Source organism: Nocardia bovistercoris (assembly GCF_015674855.1).
Lineage (GTDB): Bacteria > Actinomycetota > Actinomycetes > Mycobacteriales > Mycobacteriaceae > Nocardia > Nocardia bovistercoris.
In genome coordinates, this window is record NZ_JADMLG010000005.1 from 221,797 (window position 1) to 239,262 (window position 17,466).

Annotated in this window: 13 protein-coding genes; 4 read left to right on the forward strand and 9 right to left on the reverse strand. The window is 68.9% G+C overall.

What is annotated here, in order from left to right:
* Window positions 1-175: 175 nt before the first annotated feature.
* Both IT779_RS14720 and IT779_RS14725 read right to left on the reverse strand, forming a co-directional pair.
* Entirely contained in the window at window positions 176-478 is a 303-nt protein-coding gene (locus tag IT779_RS14720; RefSeq protein WP_196149867.1) for a DUF6802 family protein, read from the reverse strand.
* Window positions 479-592: 114 nt separating this feature from the next.
* On the reverse strand, window positions 593-784 hold the full coding sequence (locus tag IT779_RS14725) for a PspC domain-containing protein (RefSeq protein WP_196149868.1): 192 nt from the start codon (window positions 782-784) through the stop codon (window positions 593-595).
* 175 nt (window positions 785-959) lie between these two features.
* On the opposite strand from IT779_RS14725, the gene IT779_RS14730 reads away from it, so the two are divergent.
* Window positions 960-2,600, forward strand: a complete 1,641-nt coding sequence (locus tag IT779_RS14730) for an ABC-F family ATP-binding cassette domain-containing protein (RefSeq protein ID WP_196149869.1) — start codon at window positions 960-962, stop codon at window positions 2,598-2,600.
* A gap of 293 nt (window positions 2,601-2,893) precedes the next feature.
* On the forward strand, window positions 2,894-3,454 hold the full coding sequence (locus IT779_RS14735) for a hypothetical protein (protein WP_196149870.1): 561 nt from the start codon (window positions 2,894-2,896) through the stop codon (window positions 3,452-3,454).
* A 774-nt stretch (window positions 3,455-4,228) separates the two neighbouring features.
* Here the strand turns inward: IT779_RS14735 and IT779_RS14740 are convergent.
* The 6 genes from IT779_RS14740 to IT779_RS14765 all read right to left on the reverse strand — a co-directional run bounded on the left by IT779_RS14740 (window position 4,229) and on the right by IT779_RS14765 (window position 12,860).
* Window positions 4,229-5,551: a cryptochrome/photolyase family protein gene (locus IT779_RS14740; protein WP_196149871.1), complete on the reverse strand. Its 1,323-nt coding sequence runs from the start codon at window positions 5,549-5,551 to the stop codon at window positions 4,229-4,231.
* A gap of 316 nt (window positions 5,552-5,867) precedes the next feature.
* On the reverse strand, window positions 5,868-7,244 hold the full coding sequence (gene glmM, locus IT779_RS14745; protein WP_196149872.1) for a phosphoglucosamine mutase: 1,377 nt from the start codon (window positions 7,242-7,244) through the stop codon (window positions 5,868-5,870).
* Window positions 7,245-7,428: 184 nt separating this feature from the next.
* Window positions 7,429-7,959: a 30S ribosomal protein S9 gene (gene rpsI, locus IT779_RS14750; RefSeq protein WP_408637756.1), complete on the reverse strand. Its 531-nt coding sequence runs from the start codon at window positions 7,957-7,959 to the stop codon at window positions 7,429-7,431.
* A complete protein-coding gene (rplM, locus tag IT779_RS14755; protein ID WP_196149873.1) occupies window positions 7,956-8,399 on the reverse strand; it encodes a 50S ribosomal protein L13 in 444 nt (147 codons plus the stop codon). Before rplM ends, rpsI begins: the two co-directional genes overlap by 4 nt.
* A 146-nt stretch (window positions 8,400-8,545) precedes the next feature.
* On the reverse strand, window positions 8,546-10,165 hold the full coding sequence (locus IT779_RS14760; protein ID WP_232541753.1) for a hypothetical protein: 1,620 nt from the start codon (window positions 10,163-10,165) through the stop codon (window positions 8,546-8,548).
* A 79-nt stretch (window positions 10,166-10,244) separates the two neighbouring features.
* On the reverse strand, window positions 10,245-12,860 hold the full coding sequence (locus IT779_RS14765) for an FHA domain-containing protein (protein WP_196149875.1): 2,616 nt from the start codon (window positions 12,858-12,860) through the stop codon (window positions 10,245-10,247).
* A 109-nt stretch (window positions 12,861-12,969) separates the two neighbouring features.
* Here IT779_RS14765 and IT779_RS14770 point away from each other — a divergent pair, with 109 nt between their 5' ends.
* A complete protein-coding gene (locus IT779_RS14770; RefSeq protein ID WP_408637757.1) occupies window positions 12,970-14,415 on the forward strand; it encodes a neutral zinc metallopeptidase in 1,446 nt (481 codons plus the stop codon).
* Between the two features lie 23 nt (window positions 14,416-14,438).
* On the opposite strand, the gene IT779_RS14775 is transcribed toward IT779_RS14770, so the two are convergent.
* A complete protein-coding gene (locus IT779_RS14775; protein WP_196149876.1) occupies window positions 14,439-16,001 on the reverse strand; it encodes an FHA domain-containing protein in 1,563 nt (520 codons plus the stop codon).
* Between the two features lie 180 nt (window positions 16,002-16,181).
* Between IT779_RS14775 and IT779_RS14780 the strand changes: the two genes are divergently transcribed.
* The gene (locus IT779_RS14780) at window positions 16,182-17,387 is read left to right on the forward strand and encodes a DUF7373 family lipoprotein (protein WP_196149877.1); all 1,206 of its coding nucleotides are present in this window, start codon (window positions 16,182-16,184) and stop codon (window positions 17,385-17,387) included.
* Window positions 17,388-17,466 lie beyond the last annotated feature (79 nt).

Below are 17,466 nucleotides of genomic sequence, written 5' to 3' on the forward strand. Positions count from 1 at the left end.
ACGATCGAATTCCGGATCGATCCGCAGGTTCCAATGATCCGCACGATCCCGCGCGGATCATTGCAGCCTGCGGCCGGTAGGTCCCACGCGGGGACAAGGGTTCGGGGGCCGTTGCGAGCAAGCGTACCCCCGGCCCGCGCCCGCAGACGGTGTATTCGACTGGTGCGCAGCCTTATCAGAGGTGACCGTGATCGGTGCGCACCCATCCCGATGTTCCATCGGGATGGTGGTGGAACTCCCACGCGGCGTAATCGCCGTCTTTCTCCACCACGGTGACGTGGTCGGCGAGGCCGTCGTGGTCGTAGTCGGTCCACACCTGCATGGCCTCGACGCCGGTGGTGGTCTCGGTATCGAGGATGCCGTCGCCGTCGATGTCCTGCACCGGATGGTTCAGCTCGACGGGGCCGAGCCCGTCCAGCGGCGAGGAGGCGTCGATATGGGGCAGGTCCAAACCGGGGAACTCACCCGAAGTGATCATGACTCCTCCTCGACGGACTCGAATGGCGGTACGCGGCTGCCGCCGATGCGATGGGATCGTCCCCATCCTGTCATCCGTGCCGCTTCGGCGCAGCAGCTTATCGGGTAGGGCCGGTCACTTTTTCGGAATGATCAGCCACAGCACCAGATACACGATGAACTGCGGACCGGGAAGCAGGCAGGACAGGACGAAGACCAGCCGGACGACATTGGCGTTCCAGCCGAAATATTCGGCGAGGCCGCCGCAGACGCCCGCGATCCAGCTGTCGGTGGCGGAGCGGGTGAGGCGGCGCACGGGTGCGGTCATGGGGTTCCCTCCTCGGGTTGGTCGGTATGCCTTCGACTCTGCTCCGGAAATCGCCGCGCGACATCGGTCGCACGCCCCATCCCGACCCTGATTTCCGCCGCCGCTCGATCAGGGTGAACCCTCGGCCCGCACCGCGATTGCGGGCCGCAAGTGTGGACACGGCAGACTTTGCCGGGTGAGCACCACTCTGCACGCCCGCGGACTCTCGGCCGGATACGGCGAACGGGTCCTCTTCGACGACCTCGAGCTGATCCTCGCGCCCGGCGATGTGATCGGCCTGGTCGGGGTGAACGGCGCGGGCAAGTCGACGCTGCTGCGCATGCTCGCCGACGGCGCCGCGCCGACCGGAACCATCACGGTGAGCCCGCCCGACGCCACGGTGGGCTATCTCGCCCAGGAACCCGAACGCATTCCCGGCGAGACCGTGATCGACTACCTCGGCCGCCGGACCGGTGTGGACGCGGCGCAGCGCGCCATGGACGCGGCGGCGCAGCGCCTGGCCGACGGCGGTGACGACGAGTACACCCCGGCGCTGGAACGCTGGCTCGCGCTCGGCGGCGCCGATCTGGATCAGCGCGCGCAGGAGGTCGCGGTCGAACTCGGTCTCGCCGAATCCCTCGCCAGCGGTCTCGACACTCCGATGACGGCGCTGTCCGGTGGCCAGGCGGCCCGTGCCGGTCTTGCCTCGGTGCTGTTGTCCCGCTTCGACATCCTGCTGCTCGACGAACCGACCAACGACCTCGATCTGGCCGGACTCGCGACCCTGGAACGTTTCGTGACCTCGGTGCGGGTGCCGCTGATGGTCATCAGCCACGACCGAGAGTTCCTCGCGCGCACCGTGAATCGCGTCGTCGAACTCGATCTGGCGCAGCAGCGGGTGGACAGCTACGACGGCGGGTACGACTCCTATCTGGCCGAACGCGCGATCGCGCGCAGGCACGCCCGCGAAGCCTACGACGACTACGCCGACACCAAGGCCGACCTCGAGGCGCGCGCGCAGATGCAGCGCAACTGGCTCGAACACGGTGTGCGCAACGCCCGCCGCAAATCCAAGACCGATTCGGACAAGGCCGGGCGCAAGATGCGCGCCGAATCCACCGAGAAGCAGGCGGCAAAGGCCCGCCAGACCCAGCGCAGGATCGAACGGCTCGACGTGGTTGAGGAGCCGCGCAAGGAGTGGGAACTGCGCATGTCTATCGCCGCCGCGCCGCGCAGCGGTTCGGTGGTCGCCACCCTGAACGGGGCCACCCTCACCCGCGGCGAATTCACCCTCGGTCCGGTGACCACGCAGGTGGACTGGGCCGACCGAATCGTGCTCACCGGCGCGAACGGCTCCGGGAAGTCGACGCTGCTCGGCCTGCTGTTGGGCACCATGACGCCGGACACCGGAACGGCCGCGCTCGGCTCCGGCGTGGCGATCGGCTCGGTCGACCAGACCCGCGACCTGTTCCGCGGCGATGCGCCGCTGGCCGACACCTTCGGCATCGAGATGCCGGACTGGCCCGACGCCGAGGTGCGAACCCTGCTCGCCAAGTTCGGCCTGCGGGGCGCCCACGTCGCCCGCGCCTGCTCGACGCTCTCGCCCGGCGAACGCACCCGCGCCGCACTCGCGCTCCTGCAGGCGCGCGGGGTGAATCTGCTCGTCCTCGACGAGCCGACCAACCATCTCGACCTGCCCGCGATCGAACAGTTGGAGCAGGCGGTGGAATCCTTCACCGGCACACTGCTGCTGGTGACCCACGACCGCCGAATGCTCGACGCGGTGAGCTCCACGCGCCGCTGGCTCATGCAGGACGGACGCCTGACCGAAGACTGAACGCAGCGCCGCGACAATCGCGCACGCCTGGCCCGAAACCAGTACGCCCCTCAGCACCGCTTTCCACAGCACACCACTCATCACCGGGGCGCTCCTCCGCACCGCCTTCACCGCCCGGCCTCCGGAGGTACCCCGGCATCATCGACTCGCTCTTCGGCACCACCCATGTCGGCACCGACATCACGGGCCGCACCACACCCCGCCGCACCACACCCCGCCGCACCACACCCCGCCGCACCACACCCCGCCGCACCACACCCCGCCGCACCACACCCCGCTACGCCGTCGCCGGCGTGCGGTTTCCCGCGCTGACCGGACTCCGACGGTCGCCGAGCACCGCGACCCCGATCGCCGATCCGACTCGCACCGCCTTCCTCACGACCGCGACCTTCGCTCGACACATCCCGCACCGCGAAACCACCGGCAGGCTCCGAAGCGGCAGCCCCGGCTCGATTCGCCTCGCCCATTTCATCGCCGGTGTGCGGCTTCCGGCGCTCACCGGACTCCGACGGCCGCCGAGCACCACGACGCCGATCACGGGCACGGCCCGCGCCGCGTCCTTCGCGACTACGATCGTCCGCCCCGCTCGGCACCACCTGCGCCGCGACACCAGCGGGCGGCTCCGAGACGACATCCCCGGCTCGGTTCGCCTCACCTACCTCATCGCCGATACTCGACCTCCGATACTCACCGGACTCGGCGCTCGACCGAGCGCTGCGGCGTTGATCGCCGGTCCCGTCGCCACCGCCTTCTTCGCGGTCGCGACCGCCACCTCTGTGCGACTCGGCTTGCGCCGCGACACCGCCGGGCGGCTCCGAGGCGACAGACCCGGTTCGGTACCTGTCATCAGGTGAGCGTGGAGTCCGGGGTAGGGCGACGAATTCCCGTTGTCGTACCGCTGATTCGTCCACGCCGAGTTCCGAGCGTTGCCGCACGGTGGGCGATATTCGGGCGGGGAACACCGACCCGGAGCGGAATCGCGAGATCAGGTCCTCGGCTTGGGCGTGACCGCGCCGACCCCGGTGACGTGGCACCTCGACCAGCAAGGTTCGCACGGAAAGACCTTGTGCGACAGCTGCTTCCATTGTCGCCACGGCGACCGAGGGTGCGGCCGTGCGAGCGATGTCGACCACGGTGCGGGCCGGATCGGTGGTCAATGTGCCTCGGATCATGCCCAATTCGGCGGTGTCGAACCTGTCGCGATGGACGAGTAGGTGACTGGTGCGCGATGCGCGGGCGCCGAGCACATGGGTGACCGGTGTGGCCTCGACGGCGAAACCGTGCAGCTCGGCGGCGGTGTCGTAGGCGGCGACCACCGAGACCAGGCCGGTGGCCAGTCGCGCGGCCTCGACCCGGAGTTCGGTGACCGGCGGCGTACTCGCCTCCCGGTAGACGCCGCGGAACACGCGGACCCATTCGCCCCGGTCGAGCAATAGCCGCATTTCCCCACGGGTGTATTCGCAGAGCACCTGCCACGCGGCGAACGCGCCGAATTGTTTGTCCCGTGCCTGTTGCAGTCCTGATCGCATGGTCCGAGTGTCGCCACCGACGAACCAGCGAAGCCCACGCCGACCTGGGAAAACACCAGACCTGTGGACAACCGTCCCCCTGTGGAGAACCGCCGGAAACTACATGCCGACGACCTCGATGATGGGCGCGGGATAGTCCGCGACGCCACCCTTCTCGCGCCACGGCCGATGCGCCGACGCCCCCGGAAGATCGACGATCTCGGGCACCCAGCGCCGCACGTACTCGCCGTCGGGATCGAAACGCTCGGCTTGCCGCAGCGGATTCAAGACCCGGTTCGGCCTGGTGTCGGTACCGGTGCCCGCCGCCCACTGCCAGTTCATCTGATTGTTCGCGATATCGGCGTCGACCAGCCAGCGCAGGAAATGCTCGGCCCCGACCCGCCAGTCCACTCGCAGAGATTTCGCCAGGAAACTCGCGGCGATCAACCGGGCGCGTCCCGGCATCCAGCCTTCGGCGCGCAACTGCCGCATACCGGCATCGATGATGGGGTAGCCGGTGCGCCCGTCGCACCACGCCCGCACCGCACGCGGATCCTCGCGCCACCGGATGGACCGGTCGTGATAGTCGTGCCAGGCGATTTCGGGCCTGGCCGCGAGGAGTTGGTGGTTGAAATCCCGCCAGGCGAGTTGCCGCGCGTAGGCCGCGCCGCCTTCGTCGCCGGCGTCGACGCGGCTGAGCAGTTCGGCGGCGGACAGGCAGCCGAAATGCAGGTACGGCGACAGCCGTGAGGTCGCGTCCGCGGGCAGTTCGTCGTTGCGCGCGGCGTACTGCTCGATCGGACCGGACAGCCACTTGTTCATCAGTTTCCGCCCGGTGGTCTCACCGCCGACCGAGAGCATGGGCGAGGCGTCGCCCGCGCTGATGTCGGCGGGTTTCGGCAGTTCGCCCGCGGCGATGCGCGGCATGGTCACGGCGGGCGGGCGGGCCAGCGGCGTACGGCGGTGCACCTGCGTCCAGCGGCGGTGGTACGGCGTGAACACGGCGAAATGGTCGCGACCGGTCGACGGCGTCACCGCGTCCGGTTCGACGGAGGTCACCGAGGCGCCGTGCACGCGCAGTTCGCGGTCGTCGCCGGCCAGCCGTTCGCGCAGCGCCTGCTCGCGCCGCCTGCTGTAGGCGCTGACATCGGCCGCGATGTGCACGGTTTCGGCGCCGACCCGCGCGGCGACCCGCGCCACTTCCTCGACCACGGAACCGCGCCGCAGCACCAGCTGTCCGCCCATGGCGCGCAGTTCGTCGTCGAGTTCGGCGAGTGCCGCTGCGAGGAACGCGGCGCGGTTCGGCGTGGCCGATCGCCCGGACAGGATCGCCTCGTCGAGGACGAACAGCGGCACGACGGCATCGGCGCGACATCCGGCAGTGAGCGCCGGATTGTCGCGCACCCGCAGGTCACGGGTGAAAAGTACGACCGCGACCGTCATCGGATACCACCGGAGCCCACCTGTCGATCCATCGCGCTCGCACCTCTTCCATTCGGACCGTGCCACAAACCGAGGACCTCGCCCGTGCGGACCGCGCCGCGCACAGTGGGCGGCTCAGCCGTGTCGCGCGACGCGGACCGCACGGGCGACGCCGAGAGAATCCCTCATCCCAACGACAGCACCCATGGTAGCGCAAGAACGATGCATATTCGATGCAAACCGATCCAGAAGACTCTTCCGATCTAGACAGACAATCCCAAACCACAGTTCAATCACGACAGACCGAGCAACACACGCATCGAAGATGCATCGAAAATCAAACGGAAGCGACCTGCTTAGCGAGATCATCGGCCAACTGCCGCGCCTGCGCGAGATCGGTCGCCTCGACCATCACCCGCACCAATTGTTCGGTACCGCTCGGCCGCAACAACACTCGACCTGATTCACCGAGCATCCGCTCCGCCTCGCGCACCGCTTCCAGCACCTCGGGCGCCACGGCCACCGCGGCCTTGTCGGTGACCCGCACGTTCACCAACACCTGCGGCACCGTCGTCAACACGCTCGCCAGATCGGTGAGCCCGCGACCCGTGCGCGCCATCCGTGCCATCAATCGCAGCCCGGTGAGCACACCGTCGCCGGTGGTCCCGTAACCGGGCAACACGGTGTGCCCGGACTGCTCGCCGCCGAGCGTGAACTTCCCGCGCCGCAACTCCTCGAGCACATAGCGGTCGCCGACGGCGGTGGTGCGCAACGTGATTCCGGCCTCGCGCATGGCGATATGCAAGCCGAGATTGCTCATGACGGTGGCGACCAGCGTGTCCTGCGCCAGTTCCCCCGCCTCCCGCATGGCGATCGCGAGAATCGCCATGATGGCATCGCCGTCGACCACGACGCCCGCCGCGTCAACCGCGAGACACCGGTCGGCGTCGCCGTCGAGCGCGAGCCCCAGATCCGCGCCGTGCTCGACCACCGCGCGGCGGACCTGATCCAGATGGGTCGAACCGCAGCCGTCGTTGATATTCAGGCCGTCGGGTTCGGCGTTGATGGCGATCACCGTCGCGCCCGCCTCGCGCAATGCCGCCGGACCGACTTCGGAGGCCGCGCCGTGCGCGCAGTCCAGGACGACGGTGAGGCCCGTCAGATCCTCGCCGGTCGCCTCGACAAGGTGTTCCACATACCGCTCGTGGGTGCCCTCGACGCTGTACCGATCGGGAATGACCAGGCCGTGGTCGCGGGCGCCGGAGGCGTTGAGCACCCGGCCGATGCCCGCGCCGGTCGGTCGATGCGAGGCGCCCTGGGCGATCACGGCCTCGATCCGGTCCTCGACGGCATCGTCGAGTTTGTGCCCGCCCGCGGCGAAGATCTTGATGCCGTTGTCCGGCATGGGGTTGTGCGAGGCGGAGATCATCACGCCGAGGCACGCGTCGTAGAGGCCGGTGAGGTAGGCGACCGCGGGCGTCGGCAGCACACCGACCGCGAGCACGTTCACCCCCGCGCCGGTCAGCCCGGCGGTCACCGCGGCCTCGAGCATCTCGCCGGAGGCGCGCGGATCGCGGCCGACCACGGCCAGCGCGCGCTTCTTGCCTCGACTCAGAATCTGCGCCGCCGCACCCGAAACGGCCAGCGCCAATTCCGGACCCAGCGAATCATTGGCCAGACCACGTACTCCGTCGGTACCGAACAAACGTCCCATTGTCGTCCCTCGTCACCCCTTCTTCGGGAATACAGCACGAGAGCAGGCGACCAGCGGTGCTGGAAGCCTGCTCTCGTACAGCTACCGCGCCGACAATACCGCCTCGGACGCGGCGGTCGAGACCGACCGCCGCCACCGACGACCCTCCAAGGGTGCCGGATGAGGGGTGTCGACGATGCTGAAATCAGCGCTTCGAGTACTGAGGCGCCTTACGCGCCTTCTTCAGACCGTACTTCTTGCGCTCGGTGGCACGCGGGTCACGGGTGAGGAAGCCCGCCCGCTTCAGCGCGGGACGGTCGTCCGGGGTGACCTCGATCAGCGCGCGGGCGATGGCCAGGCGCAGCGCACCGGCCTGACCCGACGGACCGCCGCCGACCAGGCGGGCGTGGATGTCGAAGGACTCGGTGCGCTCGACGGTAACCAGCGGGGACTTGACCAGCTGCTGGTGCACCTTGTTCGGGAAGTAGTCCTCGATGGTGCGGCCGTTGAGCACGAAGTTGCCGGAACCGGGCAGCAGGCGCACGCGGACGACGGCTTCCTTGCGGCGGCCGACGGTCTGCACCGGGCGATCGATGACGATCGGGGCGAAGGTGGCGGGCTCGGCCTCGTAGCCGTACTCCTCCTCGACGACCTCGACATTGCCTTCAGCGGCACTGCCTTCACCGTCGAAGATCTCTTCGACGGCTTCTTCGGCGAATTCCTCGGGAGCGGTCACTGGGCCACCTGCTTGATCTCGAACGGAATGGGCTGCTGAGCGATATGCGGATGCGTGGGGCCCGCGTAGACCTTCAGCTTGCCCGCGATCGCGTTGCCGAGCTTGTTCTTCGGGATCATGCCCTTGACGGCCTTCTCGACCAGGCGGTCGGGACGGGTCTCCAGCACCTGACCGACAGTGCGCGACTTGAGGCCGCCCGGATGTCCTGAGTGGTGGTGGATCAGCTTGTCGGCCTTCTTGTTGCCCGAGATGGCGACCTTGTCGGCGTTGATGATGATGACGAAATCGCCGCCATCGAAGTTCGGCGCGTAGGTCGGCTTCGTCTTGCCGCGCAGCAGATTCGCTGCCTGAACGGCGAGACGGCCGAGCACTACGTCAGTGGCGTCGATGACGTACCACTTACGGGACACGTCACCCGCCTTGGGGCTGTACGTAGGCACAGTGATTCCCTGTCTGTCGTCGGTGCTGCCGGCCGCGGCGCGCGATCGAGGATGTTCCCGGCGGCCGGTGGAGACCCGGGACCTCGATACAGCTCGCACGCCAGCGAGCCACGATACCAGGCGGGTATCGACACCTCGGAATCGGCTCAGATCTGAACCGGCGGCCCCGGATCGACCGCGTCCGGCGGGCCGGGAATCACGAAGCGCAGCGTGTCGACGCCGGGTTGCGCGCACTCCGGTTCGTCGCCCTGACGGCGCACCGAGACGATCCCCTGCGGACCCTCCGAATCGGCCCGTGGGGTCAGCGGACACGCGACCGACTCGTACGAACCGGCCAACTCGACCCGATCCGCGTCCGGCGACAGCGCCACGACGGCCAGCGCGACCGCGCCGACCACCGTGTGCGCACCGAACAGATTGTCCTTGAACTTGTTCCAGCGCTTGCCCTTGCGCGGCTGCTCGTCCTCGTCTTCGGGACGCACCGCACCGCTCTCGGCCCACCGGTCCCGCGGCGGACCGGCGGCCGGCGGACCGGCGGGCGGCGCGTACGGCGACGGTCCGGTTTGCGGATATCCCGGTCCGCTCGACCGCTCCTCGGGCTGACCAGGCGGGCGGGTGAATCGACTGCCGTACTCGGCGAGATTCGGCGGCAGACCGCGCGGCGGCTCACCCCTGGTGACCCGTGTGGTCGGCTCGTCGCCGGGTTCGGGCGGCGTCGTCGGATAGCCCGGTCCGTAGGTCACCACCGGGGCCGACGGCGGTTCCGAACCTCGAGGTCCCATCGGCGGCGCAGGCTGTACCGGCGGCGGCGCCTGGACCGGCGGCGCGGGCTGCGGCTCGACCGGCCCTCGCGAAACCGGCGCGACATCCTGACGCACCGGCTGCGCGGGCTCGACATGCCGACCGCTCGGTTCCTCCTCGACCGCCTCGCCATCGGTCACCAGCAGATGCGTCGCACCGAGCACCAGCGCGTGCATCGGATGGTCGGCGACCCGCAACCGGTGACCGAGATGGTTCTGGAAGGCCAGCCGCAACGGATCGTTGAAACAGACATTGCCGCACAGCAGGACCGTCGAAGTGTCCGCGCCGATCGCGCGCGCCGCCGCCATGACCTCGATGACCACGTTGTCGGCCGAATGCGCGTCGCGCATGGCCTCCCCGGTGACCGGCACGTCCACCGATTCGGTCGGCTGCTCGTCGTCGCCATGCACGGCCACCACGAGTACGGTGCGCCCGTCGGAGTAGACGCCGGTGGCGCCGATACCGCGCGGGTCGCGGGCATCAGGCGGAAGGACCAGGCCGAGCGCGCGCACGTAGCCGGACAGCGCGACGCTCTCGGGCAGCGGTTCCACCGTCACGTCCAACTGCTCGACCAGTTCGGCGTAGAGCTCGACCTTCTCGTCCGGCCAACCGTCCGGATACGGCAGCGCCACCACATCGGGTTTGCCGCGCAGATATTTGCCGACCGAGGCCAGCGGGTTGTACATGCGGGCGCGGAAGACCAACTCGGCCGGCCAGGTGGCGCCCGCGACCACGATCTGGGAGTGGCCGAGGATATCGCGCACGTCGGCGATCGCCATCCCGAGATCCGGGCGCTGCCGGTCGACGCCCGCGGTATGCAACCTGCCCGACGAATCGGCAAGCAGATACGCGGGCGGCGTATACGTTCCTTCCACCTGTACCGGGCGGATCGGTGTCCCCGCGCCCCCCGCAGCCACGGACACCACATCCCATCCGAGATGTACCGCCCCTACTCGCACCGTCACAGGCACAAGTGTGCCTGGTACCCGGGCGCGACGCTCGCGATACCCGCCATCGCGAGGTCGTAGCCGTGCGGAGCCATCCTCACGCCGCGGACTTCTTCAAACGCAGCCTGGTCCACGTGATGACGGCGAGCAGCGCGGTGATCACCACGAGCAGCACGATGTTCAGCACCCAGGTCCCCGGCTCGTGATTCCACAGCGAGTCGTTCTCGGCGCGCAGGAACAGCGTCTTGATATCCACCGTCGAAGCGCCCGCCGCGTAACCCCAGCGGGAGGGGAACAGCCACGACACCTGCTCGAGCCCCGGCCGCCCGGTGACCGGGATGAGCCCGCCCGCCATGACCAGCTGCACCATGATCATCACCACGAGCATCGGCATGACCTGCTCGTTGGATTTCGCGAGACTCGACAGCAGCAGACCGAACACCACGCAGCACACCGCCGTCAACGCGATGTCCAGATACAGTTCGGCGCTGCCCGACGGGATCACCGACCCCGCCCCCGGCGGCTTCTTGCCGACCAGGGTGATCCCGACCAGCACCGCCGACTGCAGGAAGGCGGTGATGCTGAACACCGCGATCTTGGCCAGCAGATACGACGACGGCAACAACCCGACCGCGCGTTCCCGTTGGAAGATGGTGCGCTCGCCGACCAGATCGCGCACCGTGAGCGTGGCGCCCATGAAGCAGGCGCCGAGGATCAGCACGACGAGCAACTGCTGCGCCTCGGAACTGATCGTCGGACCCGGCTGCCCGGTGACCGGGTCCATCCGCAGCCCGCCCTCGGTGAACCCGTTCTTACCCGGCACCACCAGCGACAGCGCGCCGAGGATGAACGGAAGCACCACGAGGAAGGCCAGATAGCCGCGGTCGGCGAAGATGAGCCGGATCTGCCTGCGCGCCAGCGTGGAGAACTGTTTGAAACCGGAAGCGTGCGGCGGGCTGCCCGAGGCGCCGGGTCGCGGTGGCGCGGGCGGCGGCGGAGGCGGGGTGAACGCCTGCCGCGAGCGATACGCGGCGAACGCCTGATCCGGGTTGGCGGCGACGATGCCGAAGATCTCGGCCCAGTCGCTTGTCCCCATGGCGCCGCCGACGCCCGCGGGATGGCCGCAGAAGGCGGTCTTGCCGCCGGGGGCGAGCAGCAGCACCTGATCGCACATGTCGAGGCAGGCGACCGAGTGGGTCACCACGATCACCACGCGACCCGCGTCGGCCAGTTCCCGCAGCATCACCATGACCTGGCGGTCCAGCGCGGGGTCGAGTCCTGAGGTCGGCTCGTCCAGGATGAGCAGCGACGGACCGGTGAGCAGTTCCAGCGCCACCGACGCGCGTTTGCGCTGGCCGCCGGAGAGTCGGTCGACCCTGGTGTCGGCGTGTTCGGTGAGCGAGAGCTCCTTCAGGACGCCGTCGATGACCTTCTGCCGGTCGGCCTTGGTGTTGTCCGGCGGCAGCCGCAGTTCGGCGGCGTAGCCGAGCGCCTGGCGGACGGTGAGCTGGCGGTGCAGCACATCGTCCTGCGGCACCATGCCGATGCGGGAGCGCAGCGCCTCGTATTCGGCGTGCAGGTTGCGGCCCTCGAAGGTGACGACGCCGCCCGACGGCTGGGTGCTGCCCGCGATCAGTTTCGACAGCGTGGACTTGCCCGCGCCGGACGGGCCGATCAGCGCGGTCAGGGTGCCGCGACCGGCCTGCATGTTCACATCGACCAGCAGCTGTTTGTTGCCCTCGACGGTGAACCCGACGCCGTGCACGTGCAGGCCCTGTTCGGCGACCGGCTTCTGCCGGTGCACCAGCGTGCCCTGCTGCACGACGAAGTCGACATTGCCGATGGTGACGATGTCGCGCTCGCGCAGCGGCGTGCGCTGCTGCCTCGTGCCGTTGACGAAGGTGCCGTTGGCCGATCCGAGGTCCTCGATCGTCAGCCCTTCGGCGGCCGCGACCAGTCGCGCGTGTTTGCGCGAGGCCAGCGGGTCGTTGACGACGATCTGGTTGTCGCTGGTGCGGCCGATGGCGAGGCCGCCGGGCGGGAGCCGGTCGGCGCGGGCGATGGGGCCCGTCGAGGCCCGCGCGCGCACCGGCGGCAGCGCGGAGGTGTCGGCCCGCGTCGTCATGTTCACGTTGTCCGGCTGCGGCACGGGTTGCTGCTGCGGCAACTGCCCCGATTGCCTAGGCAACTGACCGGACTGCTGCGGCGCCTGGCCGGGCTGGTGCGGAATCTGCCCCGACTGGTACGGCACCTGCTGCTGCGGCCCCGACTGCGGTGTGGGAGGCGCGGGCCGCTGCGGCGGCGTCGGCCGCTGCTGCTGTCCCTGGGGCGGCCGGTTGGGGTGCTGATAGTTCGGCCGCTGCGGCTGTGCGACCGGGGGTTGCGGTGCGCGGGTCTGCGGCGCCGAGGGCAGCAGATGCAGCAGCGGGCCGCTGATGGCGTCACCGAGACGGACCTGGGTCGGACGGTCGACCGCGACGGGCTGACTCAGCCGCCGCGCGTCCACGAAGACGCCGTTGGTGCTGCCGTTATCGGTCAGCACCCAGCCGCTGCCCTGCCAGGCGAGGGTGGCGTGCACCCGCGAGACCAGCGGGCTGTCCACGAACAGCGTGACCTCGGGCGCGCGGCCCATGGTGATCTTCTGGCTGGGATCGAAGACCCGTTCGGTTCCATCATGGCGCACGGTGATGGTCTGCGCCCCCGGTGAAGACATGCAGCGGATACTATGCCATCACCCGGACATCGGCGGTGCCCCCGACGCGCCTTTTGTCCCGATCCGGCGACCGACGCGAACGAGATCTCCGGACGACCAAGGGGGAGCCTTGCCGAAACGCCAAGCGACCGCGGTCATTACGACGCTGTTGTGCGCGATGGCGCTGTTGGCGGGGTGTACGCGGGCCGTCGACGGGCGTGCGGTGTCGGTCTACGACGACCCGTTCAAGGTCGCCGGATTGCCGACGACGAGCGGCCCGAGCGGCCCGCGAGCGAACGCGCCGGACACTCCCCTCACGGCCACCAACGGCGACGGCGGCGCGACCGACAAGCTCGCCCTCAACGCCGTCGACGACATCCAGGCGTACTGGCGCGAGGAGTACCCGAAATATTTCGACGGCGCCTTCACCCCCGTCGAACGGCTGCTGTCGTGGAATGCCAAGGCGCCGCGCACCCAGGCCAAGGAATTCTGCAAGGAAACCACCTACCACCTGGTCAACGCCGCCTACTGCCGCCTCGACAACTCGATCGGCTGGGATCGCGAGGTGCTGCTGCCGACGATGGAGGAGACCTTCGGCAAGATGGCCGTGGTCATGGTGCTCGCCCACGAATACGGCCACGCCATCCAGAACATGGCCAAGATCGTCGACGCCAAGGATCCGGTCATCGTCAAGGAGCAGCAGGCCGACTGCTTCGCGGGCGCGTTCATGCGGCACACCGCGGAGGGCAAGTCGCCGCATTTCACCATCAACACCTCCGACGGCCTGAACTCGGTGCTGGCCGCCACCGTCGCCATCCGCGATTCCGATCCCGACGATCCGGAGAGCGTGCACGGGTCGGCCTTCGAACGCGTCACCGCCGTGCAGATCGGATTCACCGACGGCCCCGAGGCGTGCCGCGGCATCGATATCGATGAGATCAATCAGCGGCGCGGCAACCTTCCGCAGTCCTTCGACGGCGACTACGCGCGCGGCGAGTACCCGATCACCAAGGACAGCCTGCTCGAACTCGCCAAGGCGCTGAACTCGATACTGCCGGTGCAGAAGCCACCCACCTTCGACTACAGCGGCGCGTCCATCGACTGCCGCGACGGCACGACCACGCCGCCGGTCTCCTACTGCCCGGCCAAGAACACCATCGCCACCGACGTCACGGAACTGGCCGAACGCGGGGTCGCCGACCAGGACGCGGACAACCCGCTACCGCTGAAGGTGACCGGCGACTACAACGGCTACGTCGTCTTCATCTCCCGCTACACCCTCGCCGTGCAACAGGGCCACGCCCAGAAACTCGTCGGCGCCAAGACCGGCCTGCGCGCGGCCTGCCTGGCGGGCGTGGTGACCGGAAAGCTGTCCGACCCGAACCGAGCGAAGAACGAAGGCGACATAACGCTGTCTGCGGGCGACCTGGACGAGGCCGTGTCCGGTCTGCTCACCGACGGACTCGCGGCCAGCGACGTGCAGGGCAAGACCGTCCCGAGCGGCTTCTCCCGTGTCGACGCGTTCCGCGCGGGCGTGTTGAACGGCGAGAACACCTGCATGTCCCGCTATTCCTGATCGGCGGTCAGCCACCGAAAGGCTCAGCCACCGAAAGGCGGCGGAGCGGCGGGTTCGTAGCGCAGCACCCGGTTGCCGATCATGACCTCGGTGCCCTGTATCAGGGTCATCGGCTGATTCGGGGTGAGCCGGACCCAGTCGCGATAACCGGGCAGCCGGGTGCGGGTGCCGTTGGTCGACCCGCGATCGATGACGGTGACATCCCAGTTCACGAGATGGATCTCCGCGTGCGCCCGCGACATCCCGCCCGATGAGTCGTCGACCTTCAACGGGATCAGCCCGCGCCGGGCGGCCTCGGAATGTTCGGGATCGCGCCCGAGCACCGCGTCGGCGGCGAGCATGTAGGTCATGCCGTCGTCGAGTACGAGCATGCCGAGCGGCGGGCGGACCACCTCGATCAGCGCCTGCGTCTGGTCCACCGGCATGCCGCAGACCGTGCAGAACGCCGAACGGGGATCGCTGGGATGGGCGCGCGCGCACTTGAATCCGAGCACCTTGACGGTGAGCGCCGTCGCCTTGGCCGTCGCCTCGAGTCTGCGTTGCAGATCCGGGTCGGGGCGCGGTGCGGGATTGGTGCCGCCGAACTGGGTCACCGCCTGATGCGGATCCTGGACGTCGGCGGCGGAATCCAGCATGGAGGTCGGCAGCTGATCGGCGGTGGAATGCGCCCGCTCGCGCGACGGCGCGCTCGGCTCGGCATACCTGGTGTCGCTCGGCTCGGCATACCTGGTGTCGCTCGGCTCGGCATACCTGGTGTCGCTCGGCTCGGCATACCCGGTGTCGCTCGGCTCGGCATACCCGGTGTCGCTCGGCTCGGCATACCCGGTGTCGCTCGGCTCCGCATACCCGGTGTCGTTCCGCTCCGCATACCCGGTGTCGTTCCGCTCCGCGTACCCGGTGTCGTTCCGCTCCGCGTGCCTGGTGTCGTTCGGCCTCGCGTACCTGGTGTCCGGTCGCTCGCGCCTCGGCTCGGGGTCGATGCGCGCGGTCGGCAGCGGCGGCTGCGCCGGGCGGGCGGTTCGGCCTTCGCCCGCCCACGGCGCGCCACCGCCGTCGGACCACACGATCACGCCGCCCGCCTGCGCGATGCCCTCGACGAGGCGGCCGATGCCGCGGTCGGCGGGCGGTTCGGGAATCCGGCCGTCGGCCTCGTCCACGTAGAGTGCGGCGGCGCGCGCCGGTATCGCGACCACCCGATCGACGGTGAAGGCGGCGTCGCCGCCGCGGAAGCGCTCCACCCGCGTCTCGTCGTCCAGGATCGCCGTGATCGCGCCGTGCAGGAAGATCGCGAGGCCGCCGTGCTCGGCCTCGGACATGATGCCGAAATCGATCGGCACACCCGGGCTGATCTGTTCGGCGGACTTCATCAGCCAGCGGGTCGCCTGGCGGGCCACCATCGCGCCTGGCCCGTTCGGTTGGTAGTGCACCGCCTCGGCGACCAGATCGGCCAGCGACTCCACCGCTACGGCGGCGGGAGCCCCGGCGACCGGCCGCTGCGCGCCGCGATGGGCGACCAACAGCACCGCGCCCGCTACCACGGCAAGGACATGATTGCCCGCGACGACTTCGACCTGCCGATCCTTCAACGGTATCCGCCTCCGCGGAGGGTCGGCGTCGAGGTCGTCGTCATACCGAACAGGGTAGTGGCCCGCGCCGCGCGGCGACGACCGTCCCGGCAAGCCTACCGATCCGGCGACATCGGTCGCTGGTGCCGGTGTTCTTCGGTAACTTCGAAAGGCATATCCGGGAGGAACGAAGGGCCTGTCATGGTTCGGATTTCGCGCATCGCACTCGCCGCGGCGTGCGTCGTGATCGCAGGGGTGGCCGCAGGCTGCGGCGGGGTCGACGGCACCGCTGTTCCGGGGGAAGTGGATGTTCGCAAGCTCGAGGTCGGCACCTATCCGGTCGACGCGCACCGCTACGACCAGAACTCCGCGGGCAAGGGCTCGGTGCTCGAGGGCATACGGATGGCCGACGCGGTCGCGCCGACCTACCTGGTCGATCCGTCGCTGAGATACGGACGGGGCAGCACCGTCGTCGCCGACAGCGCCAAAGCGATCGATTTCGTCGCCAATGTCTCCAAGCCGGTGCTCGACAAACGCAAATTCGTCGTCGGGTTCTCGGTGAGCGGCGCCGACAATCCCGATCCGAAGGGTGACACCAGACCGACGGCGGGCACCACCGCGATCACGAATTTCGTGATGCGTTTCCCCGACGAAACAGCCGCCAAACTCGCCGCGCGCGAACTCGAGGACGCCGACCTCGGCGTCTCCCCCGACAATCGCAAACTGCCGTCGAACAAGTACCCGGACGCGTATGTGCACTGGCGTCCCGGCGTCGCCAATGTCGGCGCCTTCTACGCGCACAAGGAATTCGTCGTCTCCCTGTTCATCCAGCGCCCGCGCGCCGACGGCTCCGACCTGCTGGACTGGGTCGAACGCACGCTCGCGGCGCAGACTCCTCGGCTCGACAGTTTCCGCGCGACCCCGGTGAACCAGCTGGACTCGCTGAAGGTCGACCCGGAAGGGCTGCTGGCACGCGTCGCGGTGGCCGACCGCAAGGGCCACGTACCCGACGGCCGGAAATTCGCCATATACGGACCCGATTACGCCGTGCATTCCGCGAGTGACGAATCGGCCACCCGGAAATTGCTGGACGACACCGGTACCGACAAGATCGCGGTCGTCGATGGGAGCCTGGTGTTCCGCACCCGAGGCGTCGACGCCTCGCGCACGCTGATCGACGGGTTGGTGAACACGATGGGCGTCGAATTCGATCCGGTCACCGCGCCGAACGACGTCCCGAACGCGAAATGCCTGAAACTCAACGCCATCGGCGACAACGACCGGGATTTCCGGTACCGGTGCTACGTCCCGTACAAGCGCTACGTGGGCCTCGTGACCAGCGACAAGGAACCCGACGTTCGCCAGAAGGTGGCGGCGCAATACGCGTTGCTCGCCAACAGCCTGTAGCGCGCCCGCGCGTTGTGGCCGCGACGCGCGTCGAGCAACCGTGCAGTAGCATGCCGCGGGTAGTACGCGACGGCGGGGG

Excerpts from the sequence above, each read along its gene's own strand:
- IT779_RS14720 (WP_196149867.1), bottom strand. The coding sequence starts at position 478 with ATGATCACTTCGGGTGAGTTCCCCGGTTTGGACCTGCCCCATATCGAC.
- IT779_RS14780 (WP_196149877.1), top strand. The coding sequence starts at position 16,182 with ATGGTTCGGATTTCGCGCATCGCACTCGCCGCGGCGTGCGTCGTGATC.
- IT779_RS14725 (WP_196149868.1), bottom strand. The coding sequence starts at position 784 with ATGACCGCACCCGTGCGCCGCCTCACCCGCTCCGCCACCGACAGCTGG.
- IT779_RS14765 (WP_196149875.1), bottom strand. The coding sequence starts at position 12,860 with ATGTCTTCACCGGGGGCGCAGACCATCACCGTGCGCCATGATGGAACC.
- IT779_RS14740 (WP_196149871.1), bottom strand. The coding sequence starts at position 5,551 with ATGACGGTCGCGGTCGTACTTTTCACCCGTGACCTGCGGGTGCGCGAC.
- glmM (WP_196149872.1), bottom strand. The coding sequence starts at position 7,244 with ATGGGACGTTTGTTCGGTACCGACGGAGTACGTGGTCTGGCCAATGAT.